General features: G+C 66.8%; 22 protein-coding genes. 16 read left to right on the plus strand and 6 right to left on the minus strand.

Annotated elements, in window-relative coordinates:
* Positions 1–7 precede the first annotated feature (7 nt).
* The 7 genes from K225_RS0110935 (at position 8) to K225_RS22565 (ending at position 6899) form a co-directional block, all read left to right on the plus strand.
* The gene (locus K225_RS0110935) at positions 8–1237 is read left to right on the plus strand and encodes a pyridoxal phosphate-dependent aminotransferase (protein ID WP_026436447.1); all 1230 of its coding nucleotides are present in this window, start codon (positions 8–10) and stop codon (positions 1235–1237) included.
* Positions 1238–1306: 69 nt separating this feature from the next.
* On the plus strand, positions 1307–2641 hold the full coding sequence (locus tag K225_RS0110940) for a homoserine dehydrogenase (protein ID WP_026436448.1): 1335 nt from the start codon (positions 1307–1309) through the stop codon (positions 2639–2641).
* 13 nt (positions 2642–2654) lie between these two features.
* Positions 2655–4085 (plus strand): threonine synthase, encoded by a 1431-nt coding sequence (gene thrC, locus K225_RS0110945; protein ID WP_026436449.1) that lies wholly within the window; start codon positions 2655–2657, stop codon positions 4083–4085.
* A gap of 111 nt (positions 4086–4196) precedes the next feature.
* The gene (gene mobB / locus K225_RS0110950) at positions 4197–4766 is read left to right on the plus strand and encodes a molybdopterin-guanine dinucleotide biosynthesis protein B (RefSeq protein ID WP_026436450.1); all 570 of its coding nucleotides are present in this window, start codon (positions 4197–4199) and stop codon (positions 4764–4766) included.
* Entirely contained in the window at positions 4763–5980 is a 1218-nt protein-coding gene (gene glp / locus K225_RS0110955; protein ID WP_369794854.1) for a gephyrin-like molybdotransferase Glp, read from the plus strand. Before mobB ends, glp begins: the two co-directional genes overlap by 4 nt.
* 79 nt (positions 5981–6059) lie before the next feature.
* Positions 6060–6314: a molybdopterin converting factor subunit 1 gene (gene moaD, locus K225_RS0110960; protein ID WP_026436452.1), complete on the plus strand. Its 255-nt coding sequence runs from the start codon at positions 6060–6062 to the stop codon at positions 6312–6314.
* A gap of 75 nt (positions 6315–6389) precedes the next feature.
* Positions 6390–6899 carry a c-type cytochrome gene (locus K225_RS22565; RefSeq protein ID WP_238323222.1) on the plus strand — a complete coding sequence of 170 codons (510 nt, stop codon included), beginning with the start codon at positions 6390–6392 and terminating at the stop codon, positions 6897–6899.
* 51 nt (positions 6900–6950) lie between these two features.
* Here the strand turns inward: K225_RS22565 and K225_RS0110970 are convergent, their stop codons facing one another.
* Together K225_RS0110970 and K225_RS0110975 are read right to left on the minus strand one after the other, a co-directional pair.
* Positions 6951–7286: a hypothetical protein gene (locus K225_RS0110970; protein WP_026436454.1), complete on the minus strand. Its 336-nt coding sequence runs from the start codon at positions 7284–7286 to the stop codon at positions 6951–6953.
* A gap of 9 nt (positions 7287–7295) precedes the next feature.
* Entirely contained in the window at positions 7296–7550 is a 255-nt protein-coding gene (locus K225_RS0110975) for a hypothetical protein (protein WP_026436455.1), read from the minus strand.
* A gap of 74 nt (positions 7551–7624) precedes the next feature.
* Between K225_RS0110975 and K225_RS0110980 the strand changes: the two genes are divergently transcribed.
* The 5 genes from K225_RS0110980 (at position 7625) to K225_RS0111000 (ending at position 13138) form a co-directional block, all read left to right on the plus strand.
* Positions 7625–7855 (plus strand): hypothetical protein, encoded by a 231-nt coding sequence (locus K225_RS0110980; RefSeq protein WP_026436456.1) that lies wholly within the window; start codon positions 7625–7627, stop codon positions 7853–7855.
* Positions 7856–7881: 26 nt separating this feature from the next.
* Positions 7882–8358, plus strand: coding sequence for a molybdenum cofactor biosynthesis protein MoaE (locus K225_RS0110985; protein WP_026436457.1), 477 nt, complete (start codon positions 7882–7884; stop codon positions 8356–8358).
* 209 nt (positions 8359–8567) lie between these two features.
* On the plus strand, positions 8568–11174 hold the full coding sequence (gene clpB, locus K225_RS0110990; RefSeq protein ID WP_026436458.1) for an ATP-dependent chaperone ClpB: 2607 nt from the start codon (positions 8568–8570) through the stop codon (positions 11172–11174).
* A 105-nt stretch (positions 11175–11279) separates the two neighbouring features.
* On the plus strand, positions 11280–11630 hold the full coding sequence (locus K225_RS0110995) for a hypothetical protein (RefSeq protein ID WP_026436459.1): 351 nt from the start codon (positions 11280–11282) through the stop codon (positions 11628–11630).
* A 68-nt stretch (positions 11631–11698) separates the two neighbouring features.
* Positions 11699–13138: a coniferyl aldehyde dehydrogenase gene (locus tag K225_RS0111000; RefSeq protein ID WP_026436460.1), complete on the plus strand. Its 1440-nt coding sequence runs from the start codon at positions 11699–11701 to the stop codon at positions 13136–13138.
* On the opposite strand, the gene K225_RS0111005 is transcribed toward K225_RS0111000, so the two are convergent.
* Both K225_RS0111005 and K225_RS0111010 read right to left on the minus strand, forming a co-directional pair.
* Positions 13110–14960 (minus strand): hybrid sensor histidine kinase/response regulator, encoded by a 1851-nt coding sequence (locus K225_RS0111005; protein ID WP_026436461.1) that lies wholly within the window; start codon positions 14958–14960, stop codon positions 13110–13112. The genes K225_RS0111000 and K225_RS0111005 overlap by 29 nt on opposite strands.
* Before the next feature lie 2 nt (positions 14961–14962).
* Positions 14963–15598 carry a response regulator transcription factor gene (locus K225_RS0111010; protein WP_026436462.1) on the minus strand — a complete coding sequence of 212 codons (636 nt, stop codon included), beginning with the start codon at positions 15596–15598 and terminating at the stop codon, positions 14963–14965.
* 163 nt (positions 15599–15761) lie between these two features.
* Between K225_RS0111010 and K225_RS0111015 the strand changes: the two genes are divergently transcribed.
* From K225_RS0111015 to K225_RS0111025, 3 genes are all read left to right on the plus strand, one after another.
* Positions 15762–16319: a hypothetical protein gene (locus tag K225_RS0111015; RefSeq protein WP_026436463.1), complete on the plus strand. Its 558-nt coding sequence runs from the start codon at positions 15762–15764 to the stop codon at positions 16317–16319.
* A gap of 121 nt (positions 16320–16440) precedes the next feature.
* A complete protein-coding gene (locus K225_RS0111020) occupies positions 16441–16959 on the plus strand; it encodes a GNAT family N-acetyltransferase (protein WP_026436464.1) in 519 nt (172 codons plus the stop codon).
* A gap of 19 nt (positions 16960–16978) precedes the next feature.
* Positions 16979–18127: a methyltransferase gene (locus K225_RS0111025; RefSeq protein WP_026436465.1), complete on the plus strand. Its 1149-nt coding sequence runs from the start codon at positions 16979–16981 to the stop codon at positions 18125–18127.
* A gap of 60 nt (positions 18128–18187) precedes the next feature.
* Here the strand turns inward: K225_RS0111025 and K225_RS0111030 are convergent, their stop codons facing one another.
* Positions 18188–18703: a hypothetical protein gene (locus K225_RS0111030; protein WP_026436466.1), complete on the minus strand. Its 516-nt coding sequence runs from the start codon at positions 18701–18703 to the stop codon at positions 18188–18190.
* Between the two features lie 263 nt (positions 18704–18966).
* On the opposite strand from K225_RS0111030, the gene K225_RS0111035 reads away from it, so the two are divergent.
* Complete coding sequence (locus K225_RS0111035) at positions 18967–19920, plus strand: tRNA-dihydrouridine synthase (RefSeq protein WP_026436467.1); 954 nt, start codon at positions 18967–18969, stop codon at positions 19918–19920.
* 7 nt (positions 19921–19927) lie between these two features.
* Here K225_RS0111035 and K225_RS0111040 read toward each other — a convergent pair whose 3' ends face one another.
* Positions 19928–21793: a phospholipase D family protein gene (locus K225_RS0111040; protein WP_081679657.1), complete on the minus strand. Its 1866-nt coding sequence runs from the start codon at positions 21791–21793 to the stop codon at positions 19928–19930.
* Positions 21794–21800 lie beyond the last annotated feature (7 nt).

The following is a 21800-nucleotide window of genomic DNA, read 5'->3' on the forward strand; positions in this document are numbered from 1 at the left end:
TCAGCCCATGAAAACCGTCCACAAATCCGCCAAGCTCGCCAACGTCTGCTACGACATCCGGGGCCCCATCATGGACGCGGCCCGGCAGATGGAGGAGGACGGCCACAAGATCATCAAGCTCAACATCGGCAACCTGGCCGTGTTCGGTTTCGATGCCCCCGAGGAAATCCAGCAGGACATGATCCGCAACCTGCCCAATTCTGCGGGTTACTCGGACAGCAAGGGCATCTTTGCGGCGCGCAAGGCCGTGATGCACGAGACACAGAAGCAGGGCATCAAGGGCGTTACGCTGGACGATATCTACCTGGGCAATGGCGCCAGCGAACTTATCGTCATGGCCACCAATGCGCTGCTCGACACCGGCGACGAATTGCTGCTGCCCTCGCCCGACTACCCGCTGTGGACGGCGGCGGCCAGCCTGTCGGGCGGCACGCCCGTGCATTACCTGTGCGATGAGGCCAATGGCTGGATGCCCAACCTCGATGACATCCGCGCCAAGGTCACGCCCCGTACCAAGGGCATCGTCGTCATCAACCCCAACAACCCCACGGGCGCGCTGTACTCCGACGCGTTGCTCAAGGGCATTGTGGCCATTGCCCGCGAGCATGGCCTGGTGATCTTTGCCGACGAGGTGTACGACAAGGTGCTGTACGACGGCGCCAAGCACACGGCCATTGGCTCGCTGAGCGAAGACGTGCTCACGCTCACCTTCAACTCGCTGTCCAAAAGTTATCGCTCGTGCGGTTACCGCGCAGGCTGGCTGGTGGTTTCGGGCGACAAGAAGCCTGCCCGCGATTACATCGAGGGCCTGAACATGCTCTCGAACATGCGCCTGTGCGCCAACGTGCCCGGCCAGTGGGCCGTGCAGACAGCGTTGGGCGGCTACCAGAGCATCAACGAGCTGGTGGGCGAGGGCGGGCGCCTGCGCAAGCAGCGCGACCTGGCCTACCAGCTCATCACCGCCATTCCGGGCGTGACATGCGTGAAGCCGCAGGCCGCGCTGTACATGTTTCCGCGCCTTGATCCGGAGATTTACCCGATCAAGGACGACCAGCAGTTCTTCCTGGAATTGCTGCAGGAAACCAAGGTCATGCTGGTGCAGGGCACGGGCTTCAACTGGGCCTGGCCCGACCATTTCCGCATCGTGTTCCTGCCGCACGAGGACGACCTGCGCGAGGCCATTGGCCGCGTGGCGCGCTTCCTGGAGCAGTACCGCAAGCGGTCTGGCACCAACTGAGACTCTTTTTTGATAGCTGCTTGCGCTGACAGGTAAAGCGCTGCAATCATTTTGACTGGTAAATTTTCCATGAAACCGATCCAAGTAGGCCTGCTGGGCATTGGCACCGTCGGCAGCGGCGTCTTCAACGTGCTGCACCGCAACCAGGAAGAAATCCGCCGCCGCGCCGGCCGGGGCATCGAGATCGCCATGGTGGCCGACCTCGACGTGGAGCGCGCCCAAAAAGTGGTGGGCGAGGGCGTGCAGGTGGTGAGCGACGCGCGCGCCGTCATCGCCAATCCCGACATCGACATCGTCATCGAGCTGATCGGTGGCTACGGTGTGGCCAAGGCGCTGGTGCTCGAAGCGATTGCCGCCGGCAAGCATGTGGTCACCGCCAACAAGGCGCTGCTGGCCGTGCATGGCACCGAGATCTTCGCCGCCGCATCGGCCAAGGGCGTGATGGTGGCGTTCGAGGCCGCCGTGGCCGGGGGCATCCCCATCATCAAGGCGCTGCGCGAGGGGCTCACGGCCAACCGCATCCAGTGGCTGGCCGGCATCATCAATGGCACCACCAACTTCATCCTGTCGGAGATGCGCGACAAGGGCCTGGACTTTGCCGTGGTGCTGAAAGAAGCGCAGCGCCTGGGCTACGCCGAGGCCGACCCCACCTTCGACATCGAAGGCGTGGACGCCGCGCACAAGGCCACCATCATGAGTGCCATTGCCTTTGGCATCCCGGTGCAGTTCGACAAGGCCTATGTCGAAGGCATCACCCAGCTCAGCGCCACCGACATCAAATACGCCGAGCAGCTGGGCTACCGCATCAAGCTGCTGGGCATCACCAAGCGCGTGGACAAGGGGGTGGAGCTGCGCGTGCACCCCAGCCTGGTGCCCTCCAAGCGCCTGATCGCCAACGTGGAAGGCGCCATGAACGCCGTGGTGGTGCAGGGCGACGCCGTGGGCGCCACGCTGTACTACGGCAAGGGCGCGGGCTCCGAGCCCACGGCCAGCGCCGTGATTGCCGACCTGGTGGACATCACCCGCCTGCACACGGTGGACCCGCTCAACCGCGTGCCGCACCTGGCTTTCCAGCCCCACACCCTCGACCAGGCCATGAGCGAGCTGCCCGTGCTGCCCATGAGCGAAGTGGTTACCAGCTACTACCTGCGCCTGCGCGTGGCCGACCAGGCCGGCGTGCTGGCCAAGGTCACCGGCATCCTGGCCGGTGCCGGCATCAGCATCGACGCCGTGCTGCAGCGCGAGGCTGATGAGGTGGGCGGCGAGGGTTCCACGCAGACCGATCTCATCATCCTCACGCACGACACTCGCGAAGGCACCATGAACGATGCCATCGCCCAGATGCAGCAGCTCCCCACGGTGCTGGCCCCCATCACGCGCATCCGCAAGGAAGAGCTGAATTAAGAGCGAGATTGCCATGCTGTACCTGTCCACGCGCGGCCATCCCGACCGCAAGCATTTCTGCGACATCCTGCTTGAAGGCCTGGCGCCCGATGGCGGGCTGTACCTGCCCGAGCACTACCCGCAGATCGACGATGCCGCCCTCACGCGCCTGCGCAAGGCGTACCAAAGCCAAGGCTACGCCGAGCTGGCGTTCCAGATCCTGTCGCTGTACATCGACGACATTCCCGCCGCCGACCTGAAAGCCCTGTGCGCCAAGACTTACACCGCCGAAGTCTTCGGCACGGGCGAGATCGTGCCCCTGCGCCACCTCGAAGACGGCCTGTGGCTCGAAGCCCTGTCCAATGGCCCCACGCTGGCCTTCAAGGACATGGCCATGCAGCTGCTGGGCAACCTGTTCGAATATGAACTCAAGCGCCGTGGCGAAGAGCTCAACATCCTGGGCGCCACCAGCGGCGACACCGGCAGCGCGGCCGAATATGCCATGCGCGGCAAAGAGGGTGTGCGCGTCTTCATGACCAGTCCGCACGGCCGCATGAGCGCGTTCCAGCAGGCGCAGATGTTCAGCCTGCAGGACGAGAACATCCACAACATCGCCATCGAAGGCGTGTTCGACGACTGCCAGGACATCGTCAAGGCGGTCAGCAATGACCACGCCTTCAAGCGCCAGTTCAAGATCGGCACCGTCAACTCCATCAATTGGGCGCGCCTGCTGGCGCAGGTGGTGTACTACTTCGCCGGCTACATCCAGGCCACCGAGACCAATGGCCAGAAGGTCAGCTTCACGGTGCCTTCGGGCAACTTTGGCAACATCTGCGCCGGCCACGTGGCGCGCATGATGGGCCTGCCGATTGCCAGGCTGGTGGTGGCCACCAACGAGAATGACGTGCTCGACGAGTTCTTTCGCACCGGCGTGTACCGTGTGCGTGGCAGTGCCGACACGCACGAAACATCGAGCCCCTCGATGGACATCAGCAAGGCCAGCAACTTCGAGCGTTTCATTTTTGACCTGCTGGGGCGCAACGGCCAGCGCACCAAGGCCTTGTTCAGCGCTGCCTTGCAGACCTATGGCCGGTTCGATCTGAGCGCCGACCCGCTGTTTGCCGATGCCGCCACCAAATACGGCTTTGAAAGCGGCAAGAGCACGCACGCCGACCGCCTGGCCACGATCAAGGACACCTACCACCGCTTTGGCATGACCATCGATACCCACACCGCCGATGGCGTGAAGGTGGCACGCGAGCACCGGGGCGACCCGGCGGTGCCGATGATCGTGCTGGAGACGGCCCTGCCCATCAAGTTTGCCGAAACCATACAGGAGGCCCTGGGCCATGCGCCCGAGCGGCCCGCCAAGTTTGCCGGCATCGAGGCATTGCCCAAGCGCGTTCAGGTCATGCCGGCCGATGTGGAACGGGTCAAGGCCTACATCGAGCGGCATTGCCAGTGATTCCCGCCGGAAGTGCGGGATATCAGGGTTTTTGAGTAAAAAAATGCCCCTGGCGATTGTCTGATAAGCGCTGGAAGCTATAAATAGCATAGCTATTCACAGGAGCATGGGATGAAGGTTGTAGGCTTTGCCGGTTTCTCTGGCAGCGGCAAGACCACGCTGGTCGAGCAGTTGATCCCCGAGCTGCGCCTGCGGGGACTGCGCGTGTCGGTGGTCAAACATGCCCACCACAGTTTCGACATCGACCACCCTGGCAAGGACACGTACCGCCACCGCGAAGCCGGGGCCTTCGAAGTGGTGGCCGCCTCGGACAAGCGCCTGATGCTGGTGCGCGAGTTCGAACAGCCCGCCACGCTCACAGTGCACCACCTGCTGGCCGAGCTGTACCAGGGCGTGGACTGGGTGCTGGTGGAGGGCTTCAAGGACAGCGATCTGCTCAAGGTCGAAGTCTGGCGCGCACCCGAGCCCGGCCGCGCGGCCAAGCCCGTGCGTTACCCCGACGACGACTTTGTGGTCGCCATCGCCACCGACGCCCCGCACAACCTGCCCGTACCCACGCAACGGCCCGTGCTCGACCTCAATGCCCCCGATCAGGTGGTGGACTGGCTGCTGCAGCATGCCGACCGCTTCGACTACCAGTGGGACCTGCACGGAGACCTGTTGCCATGCGTCCCCCAATGAAACCCCTGAAACCGCTGGATGAGGCGCTGGCCGAGCTGCTGGGCCACGCCGCGCCCCTGGCGGGCTCCGACACCGTCAGCACCTTCGATGCCGACGGCCGCGTGCTGGCGCAGGACTGCATTTCGGTGCTGCAGGTGCCGCCCAACGACAACAGTGCCATGGACGGCTATGCCGTGCGCTGCGCCGATGTCGTGGCGATGGGCCTTGCGCTGCCCGTGTCGCAGCGGATTGCCGCCGGCAGCGCGGGCGAGCCGCTGCAGCCCGGCACCGCTGCGCGCATCTTCACCGGTGCGCCCGTGCCTGCAGGCGCCGATGCCATCCTGATGCAGGAAGACTGCGAAGCGCTCGATGATGGCAGTGTGCGCGTCAACGCCGTGCCCCGCCCGGGCCAGTGGATTCGCCGTGCCGGCGAAGACATCACGCGCGGTGCCGTGGTGCTGCAGGCCGGCACCCGCCTGAGCCCGGCCGAGCTGGGCCTGGCCGCCAGCATCGGCCTGGCGCAACTGCCGGTGGCCCGCCGCCCGCGCGTGGCGCTGTTCTCCACCGGCGATGAACTGGTCATGCCCGGCGATGTGCCGCCCGAGCAGATGCGCCCTGGCGCCATCTACAACAGCAACCGGTTCTTTCTGCGCGCCATGCTGCTGCGCCTGGGCTGCGAGGTGAGCGATTTCGGCATCGTGCCCGACCGGCGCGACGCCACCACAGCCGCCTTGCGCCAAGCCAGCAACGCGCACGACCTGATCCTGACCAGTGGCGGCGTGAGCGTGGGCGAGGAAGACCACATCAAGCCCGCCGTCGAATCGCTGGGCACACTCGATCTGTGGCAGATCGCCATGAAGCCCGGCAAGCCGTTCGCCTATGGCCGCGTGGGTGCCGCGCACTTCATGGGCCTGCCCGGCAATCCGGTGTCGAGCTTTCTGACCTTCGCGCTGCTGGTGCGGCCGTTTGTGCTGCGGCTGCAGGGCGTGCAGGATGTGGCTCCTCAATCCATGGCTGTCCGCGCTGATTTCACATGGCCCAAGGGCGATAAACGCCGCGAATTCCTGCGCGTGCGGCACAACGCCACGGGCGGGCTGGACCTGTTCGACAACCAGAGCTCGGGCGTACTCACCTCGGCCGCCTGGGGTGATGGCGTGGTGGACAACCCGGCCGGCCAGACGATCGCATCCGGTGATACGGTGCGGTTCATTGCGTTTTCGGAGTTGCTGTCATGAACATGTGCCCCCACGCTTTCCACTTCGTGTGCTCGCTGCCCCCCGAGGGGGCCGCTTTTCATCTTGGGGTGGCCCAGCGATGAAAAAGATCACAGTGCGCTATTTCGCCTCCATCCGCGAGGCCATCGGCGCGGGGCAAGAACCGGTGCAAACCACCGCCACCACCTTGGGCGCGTTGCGCGACGAGCTCATTGCCCGCGGTGGTGCCCATGCCACCAGCCTTGCTCGTGGCCGTGCGGTGCGCATGGCGCTCAACCAGGCCTTGAGCGAAGAGTCGGCGGTTCTGGTCGATGGAGCCGAGGTGGCGTTTTTCCCGCCCGTGACGGGGGGGTAGCCGGGGGCGCCGGATCGGCCAGACCGTTTCGGCACGGGGCCGCCTTGAAGGGTGTGGGCGGCATCCGGGTGCACCATGGCCTGGCGTCTGCCAGCTGCTGCCGCGCTGCAGCCGCCCCCGAAAGTCGGCCTGCATATCCCCCGGGTTGTTTTGACGTATGTCAATACTGCGACGGCATTTGGTTGCGGGTCAATTGACGTGCGGTTGCGTCAGGAATATCTTGCATGTGGCATGTCGCCAAACCGCAAGGGGAAATTTATGAAGACGCTCCACCTCCTCGTCGTCGCAGGTTTGCTGGGTATGGGCTTTTCTGCGTGGGCCAACCCGCAGCTCGCTGACGAAAAACAATGCATGCAGTGTCACTCGATCACCAAGGATGGCGCGGGCCCTGCATTCCAGAAGATTGCGGTTCGGTGGAAAGGTGATCGGAGTGCCGAGAAAACCTTGGTGGCCACCATTCGGAAGGGCAGTGACGGCGGGAGCGGCCGGCATTGGGGCATCGCCAAGATGCCCGACGATTCCGAGCGGCCCTTGGTCAGTGAGGCGGAGGCCAAACAGCTTGTGAAATGGATTTTGTCGCTCTGATCGCTGCGCGCAGCAACCTGGGGCGCTGGGATGGCGCGGCGGCGCCACCCGTCAGCCACTTACCCCTGCATCCTTCACCGGGGCCAGTTCAGGGCACTGCCACGTCAGCAACTCGGCCAGCCGGGTGACGATCCAGGTGGCTTCGGGCACTGACACACCCGATTCCGCCGTGCACAGCCCCGCATGGATGCGCCGCAGGATCTCGGCCTCGGAGGGCGCCTGTACGTGGTACAGCGTCTGGGCGTGCTCCACCAGGTGGCCCGCCAGGTCTTCGCACAGTTCGTAGCGGCAGCGCACTTCGTCGGCCTTTTCGGTGAGGCGCCCGCGGGCGTCGGTGTACACCGCCAAGAAGGAGGGCGGCACGTGGATCTGGTTGTCGTCGTCCATGGGCACGGTTCAGTCGGGGGTGAACAGCCGCTCGAATTTGGCCTGGTCGGCCGCCAGCGCGAACGTGACCAGTTGCCCCATCTTCATGTCCGACAGGCGGCAGGCGGCAAACAGCGTGGTCTTGCCGGCCAGTTCCATGGCCGCCAGGTCGATGATGGCGTAGGGGTGGGGCACGAAGACCTGGTGCCCGAACACATCGCGGACCGTGTTGCGCGGGGACGGGTAGAGCTTGTACAGATCGGTCTGAATCGTTTGGGTGGCCATGGTAATCAGGTGCAGGGGGTCGCAGTGCGGGTACAGTGCGGGCGAATCGTACAGACAAACCTGTTTCACAATCTATGGCACGCAATAAAAGTGAATGGCCCGCCAAGGTGCTGGCGCTGGTGCGGGGCGGCAACCTGCCCGCCGCCATCGCGCAGATCAAGGTGGCCCCCACCGTGGCGGATGTCACGCGCCTGCAAACCCTGCTGGCCCAATTGCCGCCCTCGCCCGCGCTGGCGCAACTGAACAAGGTGGTGGAGGAAGAGCGCGCATTGCTGGCCGCACCCCGGCTGCATCGCTCGCCGTGAACCTCTCGCACGAAAGTCGTTTTGCCATGAACCTGCCCCGCGTTTCCATCCAGACCGAGGACTTCGACCTGTCCTGTGAAATCGCCGCCCTGCGCCGGGAGAACAAGAGCGTGGGTGCGGTATGCAGTTTCATTGGCACGGTGCGCGACAGGAACGAGGGGGATCCGGTGTCGTCCATGGAGCTGGAGCATTACCCCGGCATGACCGAGAAATCCATCGAAGCCATGGTGGACGAGGCCTTGCGGCGTTTCGACATCCTGGGCGCCCGCGTGATCCACCGTGTCGGGCTGCTCCAGCCGCTCGACCAGATCGTGCTGGTGGCCGTGACCAGCGCGCACCGGGGCCAGAGTTTCCAGGCCTGCGAGTTCCTGATGGATTACCTCAAGACCCAGGCGCCGTTCTGGAAGAAGGAAGAAACGCCCCAGGGCGCACGCTGGGTGGATGCGCGCGTGAGCGACGACGCCGCCCTGGCGCGCTGGGGCATCACGGCGAGCAATGCCTGAAGCACTGGGCCTTGTTCGACATTGAAAATCTGGATGAAATTGGCCTTTGATGTTGATTGGTAAATCGCTGGCAGCTATCAAAAAAGTAGTTTTCAGGGGCGATGGCTTCTGAATGGTGCGTTGACACAGCGCAACCGGCAGGCAGGGCGCTGCCTTGAAATCAGGCAACCCCTGCCCCAAGTGCTCTGCAATTCGGAGGACATTGACCCATGCGTCTCGACAAATTCACCACCAAGTTCCATGAAGCCCTGAGCGATGCCCAGAGCATTGCGCTGGGCAACGACCACGCCTACATCGAGCCCGTGCACATGCTCGTGGCCATGCTCCAGCAGGACGACGGCCCCAAGGCGCTGCTGCAGCGGGCGGGCACCAATGTGCCCGGCCTGCTGGCAGCGGCCGAAGCGGCCGTCAAGCGCCTGCCCCAGGTGCAGGGCCAGGACCAGGTGCAGGTCGGGCCCGAGCTCGCTCGCGTGCTGCAGGCCACCGAGAAGGAGGCCATCAAGCGCGGCGACCAGTTCATCGCCAGCGAGCTGTTTTTGCTGGCCGTGATCGACAGCAAGGGCGAGGCCGCGCGCATTGCCAAGGAAAACGGCCTCACGCGCAAGAGCCTGGAGGCTGCCATTGACGCCGTGCGCGGTGGCCAGAAGATGGACAGCGCCGAGGCCGAGGGCCAGCGCGAGGCGTTGAAGAAATACTGCATTGACCTGACCGAGCGCGCCCGCATCGGCAAGCTCGACCCGGTGATCGGCCGCGACGATGAGATCCGCCGCGCCATCCAGGTGCTGCAGCGGCGCACCAAGAACAACCCGGTGCTGATCGGCGAGCCCGGCGTGGGCAAGACGGCCATCGTCGAGGGGCTGGCCCAGCGCATCGTGGCCGGCGAGGTGCCCGAATCGCTCAAGGGCAAGCGCGTGCTGTCGCTCGACATGGCGGCGCTGCTGGCCGGCGCCAAGTTTCGCGGCGAATTCGAGGAACGCCTGAAGACCGTGCTCAACGAGCTGGCCAAGGACGAGGGCCAGACCATCGTCTTCATCGACGAACTGCACACCATGGTGGGCGCGGGCAAGGCCGAGGGCGCGATGGATGCCGGCAACATGCTCAAGCCGGCGCTCGCGCGCGGCGAGCTGCACTGCGTGGGCGCGACCACGCTCGACGAATACCGCAAGTACATCGAGAAAGACGCTGCACTGGAACGGCGCTTCCAGAAAATCCTGGTGGGCGAGCCTACGGTGGAGGCCACCATTGCCATCCTGCGCGGCCTGCAGGAAAAGTACGAGGTGCACCACGGCGTGGAGATCACCGACCCGGCCATCGTGGCCGCGGCGGAACTCTCGCACCGCTACATCACCGACCGCTTCCTGCCCGACAAGGCCATCGACCTGATCGACGAGGCGGCCAGCAAGATCAAGATCGAGCTCGATTCCAAGCCCGAGGTCATGGACAAGCTGGACCGGCGCCTGATCCAGCTGCAGATCGAGCGGGAAGCCGTCAAGCGTGAAAAGGACGAGGCCTCGCAAAAGCGTTTTGAGCTGATCGAGGAAGAAATCGCCTCCCTGCAAAAAGAGATCGCCGACCTCGACGAAATCTGGCAATCGGAAAAGGCCCAGGCCCAGGGCAGCCAGCAGGTGCGCGAGCAGGTCGAGCAGGTCAAGCTGCAGATCGAGGAATTGAAGCGCAAGGGAGACTTCAACAAGGTGGCCGAGCTGCAATACGGCAAGCTGCCCGATCTGGAGAAGCAGCTCAAGGAAGCCCAGGCCAAGGAAGAAGGCAAGGACGGTGCGGCACAGGCCAACCGTTTGCTGCGCACCCAGGTGGGCGCCGAGGAAATTGCCGAGGTGGTGAGCCGTGCCACCGGTATCCCCGTGGCCAAGATGATGCAGGGCGAAAAAGACAAGCTGCTGCAGATGGAAACCAAGCTGCACGAGCGCGTGGTGGGCCAGCAGGAGGCCATTGCCGCCGTGGCCAACGCCATCCGCCGCTCGCGCTCGGGCCTGAGCGATCCGAACCGCCCCACGGGCTCGTTCCTGTTTCTCGGCCCCACGGGCGTGGGCAAGACCGAGCTGTGCAAGGCGCTGGCGGGCTTCCTGTTCGACAGCGAGGAGCACCTCATCCGCATCGACATGAGCGAGTTCATGGAGAAGCACTCCGTGGCCCGCCTGATCGGCGCGCCGCCCGGCTACGTGGGCTACGAGGAGGGCGGCTACCTCACCGAGGCCGTGCGCCGCAAGCCCTACAGCGTGCTGCTGCTCGACGAGGTGGAAAAGGCCCACCCCGATGTGTTCAACGTGCTGCTGCAGGTGCTGGACGATGGCCGCCTGACCGACGGCCAGGGCCGCACCGTGGACTTCAAGAACACGGTGATCGTGATGACGAGCAACATCGGCTCGCACCTGATTCAGGCCATGGTGGGGCAGGACTCGCAGGACATCAAGGATGCGGTCTGGGGCGAGCTCAAGAACCATTTCCGGCCCGAGTTCCTGAACCGCATCGACGAGACCGTGGTGTTCCATGCGCTCGATGCGCAGCACATTGCATCGATCGCCAAGATCCAGCTGCAGTTGCTGCAAACCCGGTTGGCGAAGATGGACCTGGAGTTGCAGGTGTCCGACGCTGCCTTGGCGGAACTGGCCAAGGTGGGGTTCGATCCGGTGTTTGGTGCGCGGCCGCTCAAGCGGGCGATCCAGCAGCGCATCGAGAACCCGCTGTCCACACTGCTGCTGGAAGGGCGCTTCCCGCCCAAGAGCGTGATCCCGGTCGATGTCGATCCGGTGCGGGAGCCTGGTGTCTTTCACTTCGGCGCATTCGCGCCGGCGTGATGGATGGGATCAGGGTGCTGTAAACAAAATAGCCGCTGGCGCTTGATGAACAAGCGCTGGCGGCCTATTGAATGCAAAGAATTGGTGGATGCCTGAGGAGGTTGTTTGAATGATTTCTTATCGGGCCTGACCCGCTGGCTCATCCGGGCCGTGGTGGTGGTGGCCGGGCTGGTGATGTTTCTGAGCCTGCTGGCCGCCGTGCTGGTGCTTGCGCTGGCGTGGGGGTTGCGGGCGGTCTGGGCGCGCCTTACCGGCCGGCCCGTCATGCCCTGGACCATGCGGGTGGACCCGCGCACGGGTTGGCGCACGGTGTACCGCTCCACCGAGCGCTGGTCCGCCGTGCGCACCGCGCCCGCTGCCGATACGCCGTCGCGCCGAGCGGGCGTGTTGCCGGGGGCCGGCGAAGTGGTGGACGTGGAGCCGCGCGAACCGCGCAAACCAGCCGATTTGCGGTAAAGCTGGCAAGCTGGCAAGGCACAGGTTCTTACGTTTCAGGCCGGGGGCCGTCTTCTATGATGGCTGCCATGACACCTGACGACATCCGTGCCCAATTCAATCTGCAACACCAGGCCAGCCGCGAGCACATTGACGTGCCCCTGCTGGTCCGCCGCGAGCGCCTGCTGCGCGTGCAGAAGATGCTCGACGAGCACGGCCCCGTGCTCGTCGCCGCCGTGCAGGCCGACTTCGGCATGCGCTCGCCGCGTTTGACCGAGATGGCCGATTTTTTCGTGCTGCGCACCTTGCTGTCGCACACCTTGCGCTACCTGGCGCGCTGGATGAAACCCCAGAGGGTGCGCACGCCCTTCTTTTTGCAGCCCGCGCGGGGCTGGATCACGCGCCAGCCCCTGGGAGTGGTGGGCGTGATCTCTCCCTGGAACTACCCCGTGCAACTGGCGCTGGCGCCCGCCATCACGGCGCTGGCGGCGGGCAACCGCGTCATGCTCAAGCCCAGCGAGCTCACGCCCCACACATCGGCCCAGCTGGCCCTGCTGGTGGCGCAGTTCTTTGCTGCGGATGAGTTTTGCGTGGTGCAGGGCGATACGGCCACGGCGCAACTGGTGGCCTCACTGCCGTTTGATCACCTGGTGTTCACCGGTTCCACCGCGGTGGGGCGCAAGGTGGCGCAGGCGGCAGCGCAGAACCTGACGCCCACTTCGCTGGAGCTGGGGGGCAAGTCGCCGTGCATCGTGGACGCCGATTGCGACATGCAGGACGCCGCGCTCAAGATTGCCCACGGCAAGCTGCTCAATGCGGGCCAGACCTGCATTGCCCCCGATTACCTGTTGCTGCCCCGCGGGCGCGAGGCCGAGTTTTTGCAGGCCTACCAGGCCGCGGTGGCGCGCCTGTTTCCCAGCATCGAGGGCAACCCCGATTACGTCTCCATCATCACGCCGCGCTACTATGCGCGGCTGCGCACCCTGCTGCAGCAGGCCCAGACCCAGGGCGCAGAGGTGCACACCATCGATCCCACCGCAGGCAAGCCTGTGGCCGCCACCGTGGGCACACTGGGCGACGGGGCCAGCCGCCAGATGGCCCCATCGCTGGTGTTTGGCGCCACGTCGGGCATGGGCCTGATGCAGGAGGAGATTTTTGGCCCCATCCTGCCCGTGATCTCGTACGACCGGCTGGACGATGCCATCGCCCACATCAATGCGGGGCCCCGCCCACTGGCGCTGTACTGGTTTGGCCGCAGTGAAGCGGTGCAGCGCGATGTGCTGCGCCGCACCGTGAGTGGCGGTGTCACGGTGAACGACACGCTCATGCACTTCGCCCACGACAACCTGCCCTTTGGCGGCGTGGGCGACAGCGGCTGGGGCGCCTACCACGGCGAGCAGGGTTTCCTGCGCTTTTGCCACCAGAAGTCGGTGCTGGTGCAGTCGCGCTGGGCCTTGGGGTCGCTGCTCTATCCGCCGTATGGCCCGCGGTTCGACCGCATCATGGGGCTGTTGCGCCGCTGGCTGTAAGCGCCGCTGTCAATGTGCCTCGGGTGGCGGGGCGCTCCTGGCCCTGGGCCAGCAGCTGCACCATGGCCTCGCGCAGCTGGCCGGTGGACACGGGCTTGTGCAATAGCAGCGCCGAGGTGCTTTGCGCATCGCGCAGGCGCTGGGGCGAGGTGTCGCCCGTCATGATGATGGCCGGCACCGCAGTGCCCAGGCGGGTGCGCAGGGCCTGCAGCACCTGCTTGCCGGTTTCCTCGTGGCGCAGCCGGAAGTCCGTGATGATGAGATCCGGCCGGCGTTCACCCAGGCGCGCGAGCGCTTCTGCGCCCGATCCGGCCACGGTGCAGTGGCAGCCCCAGCTTTGCAGCAGCGACTGCATGCCCAGGAGCACCGCTTCGTCGTCGTCGATGGCCAGCACATGCAGGCCCTCCAGGCTGTGGTCGTCGGGGGGCGGTGCGGCTTCATCTTCCAGTGCGCCGTCCCACGCATCCAGCCAGAGGCGAAACACCGAGCCCCGGCCCGGCTGCGAGTGCAGCTCGACCGTGGTGCCCATCTCGCGCACCAGCCGGTGCACGATGGCCAGGCCCAGACCCAGGCCCTTGCGCCGGTCGCGCTCCGGGTTGTCGAGCTGGAGGAACTCCTGAAAAATGTCATCCCACTGGTGCTGGGGAATGCCGACCCCGGTGTCCCACACCTCCAGGGCCACGCGCCGGCCGCGCCGGCGGCACGCAATCAGCACGCCGCCCCGGGCGGTGTAGCGCAGCGCATTGGAGATGAAGTTGCGCATCACCAGGCCGACCAGCGCGCGGTCGGCGTGGACGGCCGCCGAAGTCTCGCGTGTGCGGTACACGAGGCGCGCGTTGTCGGCCTGCACGCCAAACTCCTGCTCCAGGGCCGTGAGCAGGGGCTGCACGGCAAATGCCGTAGGGCGTACCTTGACCACACCCGCCTCCAGCCGTGAGTAGTCGAGCAAGGTCGTGAGCATTTCTGCCGCGGCGCTGGAGGCCGCATGGGCATGGTCCAGGATCGTTTGCTGGCGCTCGTTCAGGGGGCTGCGCTGCAGGCTCTCCAGAAACAGGCCCATGGCATGCAGGGGCTGGCGCAGGTCGTGGCTGGCCGCCGCCAGGAAGCGGGATTTGTCGCGATCGGCCTTTTCGGCAGTCTTCTGGGCCGCCAGGGCGCGTTGGGATTCGGCGCGCAGCTCTCCCACCAGGCGCACGTTTTCCAGCTTCAGGGCAATGCTGCGGCGGGTGGCCGTGTCGGTGGTGCTGGCCTGCATGCAGGTCAGGGCGTAGTACACCAGCGTGAGAACCAGCGCTGGCCACAGCACCGGCCCGCCCGCCATGGCAATGGCCAGCAGCACGCCGCCGATGGCGCAGCTCAGGTAGGTGAGGTAGGCGCGGTACAGCGGCGCCCCCAGCCCCAGGGCGCCGGATGACACCGTGCTGATGATGCCAATCGCATAGATCACGCTGTCGGCGTTGCCCCATTGCATCACCACCAGGCCCAGGCTGCCCCAGCTCAGCCCCATGCCGGCCATGCAGGCCATGAGCTTGTAGGCCGACGGGCGGGCCGGTGCGTGGGTCGGGTCCATGCTGTGCAGCGCGAGATAGACCCCCGCCACCACCAGCAGGTGCGAGACCAGCCAGGCGGCCAGCGCCTGCCCGTCGACCCCGCTGCCCATCACCCACAGGGTGCCCAGTGCCGTGGCCAGCGAGGCCAGCAGGGTCATGGGAAAGTTCTGTCGCAGCAACGCGACCTGCTCGCGCAGGACGTCATCGCGCTCCCAGCGCAGCGACGGCCAGGGCCAGCGCAATGCGATGCCCAGCGCTTCAGCCGGCGTCATGGTCAGGCAGCGTCATGCGGTGGCGGCAGCGACAGGCCCAGCCGCTGCGCCGCCAGCAAGGCTGCGCTGCGGCTGTTGACGCCCAGCTGCGCAAAGATGGCGGCCACATGCACGCGCACCGTGTTCTCGCTCAGCCCCAGGTCGCGCGCAATCACCTTGTTGGGCTTGCCGGTGCACAGCAGCGCGAGCACATCGAGCTGGCGCGCGGTCAGCAAGGGCGCGACCGGAGCGCGGGTGGTGGCGGTGTTGCCGCTGTTGGGCGGAAAGCAGGGCGCGCCCGACAGGGCGCAGGTGATCGCCTCCAGAATGTCCTCGCCGCTGGCCGACTTGGGCAGGAAGCCGTCGGCGCCGCGCATGCGGGCCTCGTACACGGCGTCGGGTGCCACGCTGGCGGATACCAGCACGATGCGCGCCCGGGGGCAGGCCTGGCGCAACAGGCGCAGGCCGTCCAGGCCGCTCATGCCGGGCATCTGGATATCCAGCAGCACCAGGTCCGCGTCGTCCATCTGCAGCGCGCAGGCCTCGGCCACCGTGCCGGCCTCGGAAATGCAGGCCACCGCGGGATGGTCCTGCACGATCAGGCGCAGCCCGGTGCGAAACAGGGTGTGGTCGTCAACAAGCAGCAGGCTGGCGGGCATGTGGCGAGTATTGCGCACAACGCGTGGGCGTGGGCCTAGTCCATTTGTGCGATGGACGCACCGGCGTGCGCTTTCTAGACTTTGGTCCAGGCGTTGTGAGGGCTCGCAACTGGGCCGCAACGTACCACCGATCCTGTCCTGGTTGTCCAAAAAGAGGTTCATCATGAGTGCCAGTGCTTTGCATTTTGCCGCCGGAGCTTCCGCAACCCACCCACACATGGCCCATCCGCGCGCCGTGGCAACGGTTGCGGGTGCTGGCGTGGGGGGCAACACCGTTGCCCGGCTGGTCCAGGAAAACTGCCCCCATCTGCTGCCATCGGTCGGCGTGGTCATTGAATACCTGGATACGCAGGCGGGCACCTGGCAGTTTTCGCTGGACGACGGGCAGACCTGGCGCGCCATCCGCACCGACCTCATCAACCGGCCCGGCCACATGGGCCTGGCCCTCGATCACGGCGCGCGTTTGCGCGTGGTGCCCCTGGGTACCAGCCGCGAGGGAGCACGCATGGTGTTCCATGCCGTGCAGCGCAGCCATGGCCCCGGCAACGGCAGCTATCGCCCCTACGCACCGGATGAACGCGAGGACGCCTCGCACAGCGTGACGCTGGTGCTGGGCCTGGGCGCCATCAACGGGGTGCCGCCGGCCGTGAAAGTGCCGCGTCCGCGCAACAAGCGGGCCCTGGCGCAGGGCGCGCGCGCGGCTGTGCTGACGCTCGCCTGAGGGCGGATGCAGGGGCCTGCACAGGCCCCCGGATTAACCGGCGGTGCAGGGTGAAAAAGCGTTTCGGCGACAATGCCGGTCCTTTTTGTTTTTCCACTCCCTGTTTTCGTTCGGTTTTTCCATGTCCAGTATCCAGGTTCGTCCCGCCACGCTTCGCGATGCCAAAGCCATTGCACAGATCCACACCGTATCCGCCCAAGAGGCTTACAAAGGTCTGGTGCCAGACGAGCAGTTGAAATCCATGTCGGTCGAAAAGCGCCAAGCCTACTGGCGCGAGGCCATCGAGTATTGCGAACCCCAGGTGCAAGTCGCCATCGATGGTGAAAAGATCGTCGGTTTTGTCGGCTATGACCGTTCGCGCGATGAAAAATCCCGCCCCACCACCGGTGAAATCTGGGCCATCTACGCGGCGCCCACCCATTGGAACCAGGGCGTAGGCCTGGCCTTGTGGGACGCTGCCCGCGACGGCCTGCACGAAGAAGGCTGCACCAACGTGACCGCGTGGGTGCCCCTGCGCAACGAACGCGCCCTCCGCTTCCATGAAATGGCCGGCTTCAAGCGCGAACTCTCCACCGCCAAGACGGCCGTGGTGGGCGGCGTGAAGATCGAGGAAGTGCGCCTCAAGCGCCCCATCAACTAAGCCTGGTCCCGCCTTCCGCATGATTTCCTGGAGCGACTCGGGCCAGACCCACGAAGCCCGCTGGAGCTCCGAAAGCGGGGCGGCCGCGCCGCGCCGCGTGGTGGTGGCCGATGACACGCTGCCTGCCGACACGGCCTATCGGCTCGCCTGTGAAGGCACCGGCCTGCTGTGGCAGGGCGACTTCCAGAACGCCCGCATGCTGCTGCAGGCCCTCATGCGGCGGGTGGACCGCAAGGCGCCCAAGGCGGCGGCCAAGGCCGCCCAGAAGATAGCGGCGGCCACGGCGGCCGAGGTGTTTCACCTGCACCGCCAGGCACAGGCCCATCGCGCACGCGTGCTGTCGGCCTTGCTGATCCCGCTGGAGGGTGATTACGGCATTGCGCTGCGCCGTGCGCCCGACCTGCGCCAGCCTTGCACCGAAGCCTGGGGCCCGGCCACGGGCGAGCGCTCGGTGGCCTCGCTGCGCGAGCTGCTGGGCCTGGTGGGAGCGCACGAGTGGCGCAGGAAGGGCGTGGAGGTGCCCGCGCTGGGCGCCGCACCGAACAACCGCATCCATCCGCATTACGGGGTGTTTTCGCCCGTGCGCGGCGAATATGTGGACCTGGTGGCCGCGGCGGCCCTGCCGTCGAAGGCGCTGGCCTTTGACATTGGCGTGGGCACGGGCGTGCTGTCGGCCCTGCTGGTGCGCCGCGGTGTGCGGCGCGTGGTGGCCACCGAGAACGCGCCGCGCGCGCTGGCCTGTGCCCGCGACAACCTGCAGCGCCTGGGCGTTTTGCCGCAGGTCGAGCTGCAGCCGGTGGACCTGTTCCCCGCCGGGCGCGCACCGCTGGTGGTGTGCAATCCGCCGTGGGTGCCTGCACGCCCCAGCTCGCCCATTGAAACTGCCGTGTACGACGAGGGCAGCCGCATGCTGCGGGGCTTTCTGGCGGGGCTGGCCGATCACCTGGCGCCTGGCGGCGAGGGCTGGCTGATTCTGTCGGATCTGGCCGAGCACCTGGGCTTGCGCTCGCGCGAACAGCTGCTGGGCTGGATCGCCGAGGCCGGCCTGCAGGTGCTGGGCCGCACGGACATGCGCCCGCGCCACGCCAAGGCGACCGACGCGAGCGATGCCCTGCACGCGGCCCGCGCGGCGGAAGTCACTTCCCTGTGGCGCCTGGCGGTGGCCTGAACCACTGCCATCCCCTGGCCGCGTGAGGGGGTGGGCGTTGCGCCGCGCTGTGCGGCCGGCTCAGTCGCTCATGGCGGCGGACAGCGCGCGTTCTGGTGGCTGCAGCTGCTCCAGGCGTTCGCGGATGCCGTGGGCGCGCTCTTGCCCGGCCACCTTGGCCACCTCTGCGACCAGGGCTTCGCCCACTTCCAGCATGCTCTGGCGGTCGCGCGCTGCGCGCAAGGCCGCGTGGTAGGCGCGGGCCAGATCGGGGTCGCGGCGGGCAAACAGGCGCTCGGACAGATCGAACAGGTACATGCGCGTGCCCGCCAGGGAGCGCAGGGCTTCGGTCGGCTCGGGGGGCGCTGGTGGCGCGGGGGCGGCAGTGCCTGTGGCGTCGGTGGTGGCCAGATCGGTGAGGTAGCCCTCGCGCAGCAGGTGCTCCACCATCTGCGCGCCGATTCCGTTGTACATGGCCTGCAGTTCGGCCAGGGGCCTGCCGTCCGCCAGCAGCAGCAGCGAGCGTTCACGCAGGCTCAGGGTGCGAACGCCGGGCGAGAGTTCACGGCGGGCTTTTTCGGTTCGTTGGAGCAACATGGGCGCGCGGATCACGAAAGGGGAGTGCACGCATTCGAGCAGCGCGCGATGACGCTGTCATGACCTGCCTGGCACCCGCCATGGCCGGCCGGGCCACGCGCCGGGCTGCCGCACAATGGCGGGCTCTGCCGCGGCCTTCGGCGGGGTGTTGTTTTGCTATATTTATAGTAGCTATCAGCGCTTTCTGCATAGGCGCAATGGCCTGTTTCCTTGTCAATTTCCTCTGAAAATCCTCCGGCCCGCCCTGGCGGGCGAACCGTCCCATGACCCTGCTGCTCGCCCCCATGGAGGGGCTTCTGGATTTTGTGCTGCGCGATGTGCTGACCCGCGTGGGCGGCGTGGACCGCTGCGTGTCCGAGTTCATCCGCGTCACCGGCACCGTGCTGCCCGACAAGGTGTTTCTGCGCTACCTGCCCGAGCTGCGCCATGGCGGGCGCACGCTGGCGGGCGTGCCGGTGCGCGCGCAGCTGCTCGGCTCCGACCCGGCGTGCATGGCCGACAACGCGGCCCACCTGGCCGCGCTGGGGCCCGAAGGGATCGACCTGAACTTTGGCTGCCCGGCCAAGGTGGTCAACCGCCACGGCGGCGGCGCGGCGCTGCTGCAGGAGCCCGAGCGCATTGCCACGCTGGTGGCCGCCGTGCGCCGCGCCGTGCCGGCCCACCTGCCGGTGTCGGCCAAGATGCGCCTGGGCTTCAACGATGCGAGCCTGGCGCGCGAGTGTGCGCAGGCCATGCAAGCCGGTGGCGCCAGCGAGCTGGTGGTGCACGCGCGCACCAAGGCCGATGGCTACCGCCCACCCGCCTACTGGGAGCAGATTCCGGCCATCCGCGCGGCCGTGCACATCCCCGTGGTGGCCAATGGCGAGATCTGGACCGTGGCCGATGCACAGCGCTGCCGCGCGCTGTCGGGCTGCGACGCCCTCATGCTGGGCCGTGGCATGGTGGCCGACCCCGGGCTGGCCCGCGCCATCCGCGCTGCAGACCGGGGCCAGCCCGGCACCGACCCGGTGGAGTGGCCGGCATTGCTGCCGCAGCTGGCAGCGTTCTGGCAACTGGTGTGCAACGACCTGGAGCCACGCCAGCGGGCCGGCCGGCTCAAGCAATGGCTCAACCTGCTGCGCCGCCGCTACCCGCAGGCCGAGCAGGCCTTTCAGCAGGTGCGCACCATGACCGATCAGCGCGCCATCACCGCCTGGGTGGCTGGCTTGCAGCCTTGAGGCCGGGCTACAGCAGATGGTCGGGGGCCAGCGGCCCCAGCAGCCACAGGATCAGCCGCAGCGGCAGGCTGGTGTCGGGATCGGCGGTGGCGTCCGGCAGCTTGCTGCCTTGCGGCGCCCGCCAGACCAGGCCTCCGCCGGCCTGCAGCTCCACCTGCCATGCGGCCGTGCGCAGCGCCTGCTCGATGCTGGTGCCGGCCTGGCGTGCCAGCATGGTGCTGCGGATCAGCAGCGCGATCTCGGTGTTGTGCTTTTGCGAGCGCATGTCCAGATTCATGGAGCCAACGGCCAGCAGCCGGTTGTCCATGATCAGCAGCTTGGAGTGGAGCATAGCGCGCGAAGACCCGGTGCTGCCGCCACTGCCGCCCGTGGCGCTGAAGGCCTGGCGCAGGTCGGTGGCCTCGCTGTGCATCTCGTAGAGTTCGACGCCCATGGCCAGCAGCGCCTTGCGGTGGCGCGCATAGCCGACATGGGCGATGGGCGCATCATTCGACGCCAGCGAATTGGTCAGCACACGCACCCGCACGCCCCGGTCCCGCGCTGCGGCAAAGGCGGCGGTGATCTCGGGCCCGGGCACGAAATAGGGTGAAACGATGAGCAGGTCGCTGCGGGCCTGGCCCATGAGTTGCAGCAGGCCATCCACCACGGTGTCTTCCCTGCCGGCCAGATCGTCAGCCGAAGCACTCTGCGCTGCGCCAGGGGTATCGTCGGCAGGTGCATCGGCGGCAGCGTCGGGGTGGGGGGCTTTGGCGTTGCGCCGCTGGGCCTTCAACTTCGCCACCGTGACGCCCGGCGAGGGCGTGGCGGGCTGGGGCACCAGCGGCTGAGTGGCGGCGGAGGACTCGGCCGGAATCTTGGCCGGCTTGTCCACCAGCACCACGGCGGGGGCCCACACAAAGCGTGCGGCCTTCAAGTCGAGCGGCTGCTGGTCCCAGACCCGGCTGCGCCGGGCCTGGCTGGCGGCCGCGTCGGCGTCGGGTGCCACCGGGGTGGACGCCGCGGCCAACGGGCTGGAGGCGGCCGCGCGCACCGTGGCAGGCCCGGCGTGTGCGCCTGGCTCCTTGTCGGTGGTGGCAGGCGACGAGCGCAGGGCGTCCAGCTCTTTGGGCGTGATCAGCGACTGCACAGGGTAAGCCCGCTCGTTGTTCCAGTAGCTGTCGAAGCTGCGCGACAGGTCCTTCACGATGGGGCCGGCTGCCAGCACATCGAGGTCGACAAAGTTGCCCGATGTGTCATGGCCGAAATAGGCATCGCCCAGGTTGCGCCCGCCGGCCACGCCCATGGCGTTGTCGGCGATGAAGAGCTTGTTGTGCATGCGCTGCTGCGCCCGCGAAAAATCGCCCAGGGCGCTGACCATGCGCCACACGGTGGAGTTGCGGGCGCCGGCCACCGGGTTGAACATGCGCATTTCGATGTTGGGCTCGAAGGCCAGGCGCATCACCTGTGCGTCTTTTCCGGTGCTGTGAAAGTCGTCCAGCAGCACGCGCACACGCACGCCGCGCCGGGCGGCGGCGATCACACCGAGCAGCAGCCGCTCGGTGCTGGTGTCGGCGTGGATGGCGTAGTACTGCAGGTCCAGCGTTTTCTGTGCCGCTTCCACCATGGCCAGGCGGCTGCCATAGGCCGCCTGGGGGCCGGCCAGCAGCACAAAGCCCGATTCAAAGCGCGCGTTCGCCGTCGCGCGGCGCTCGTCCACCAGTGTGGCCAGTGCGGTGCCGGCGGTGGCTTCGAGCGCCGTGGAAACAGGGCGCCGCACATTCTTGGGCAGTTCGGCGCAGCCACTCAGCGCAAGAATGAGCAGGGCAGCCCACCATGGCGGCAGGTGCCGGCGCAGCAGCGTGGGAAGAAAGCCGGAAACAAGGGCGAGGGTCATGGGCGGG

It is taken from the genome of Acidovorax sp. JHL-9, assembly GCF_000426205.1.
GTDB classification, from domain to species: Bacteria; Pseudomonadota; Gammaproteobacteria; order Burkholderiales; family Burkholderiaceae_C; genus Acidovorax; species Acidovorax soli.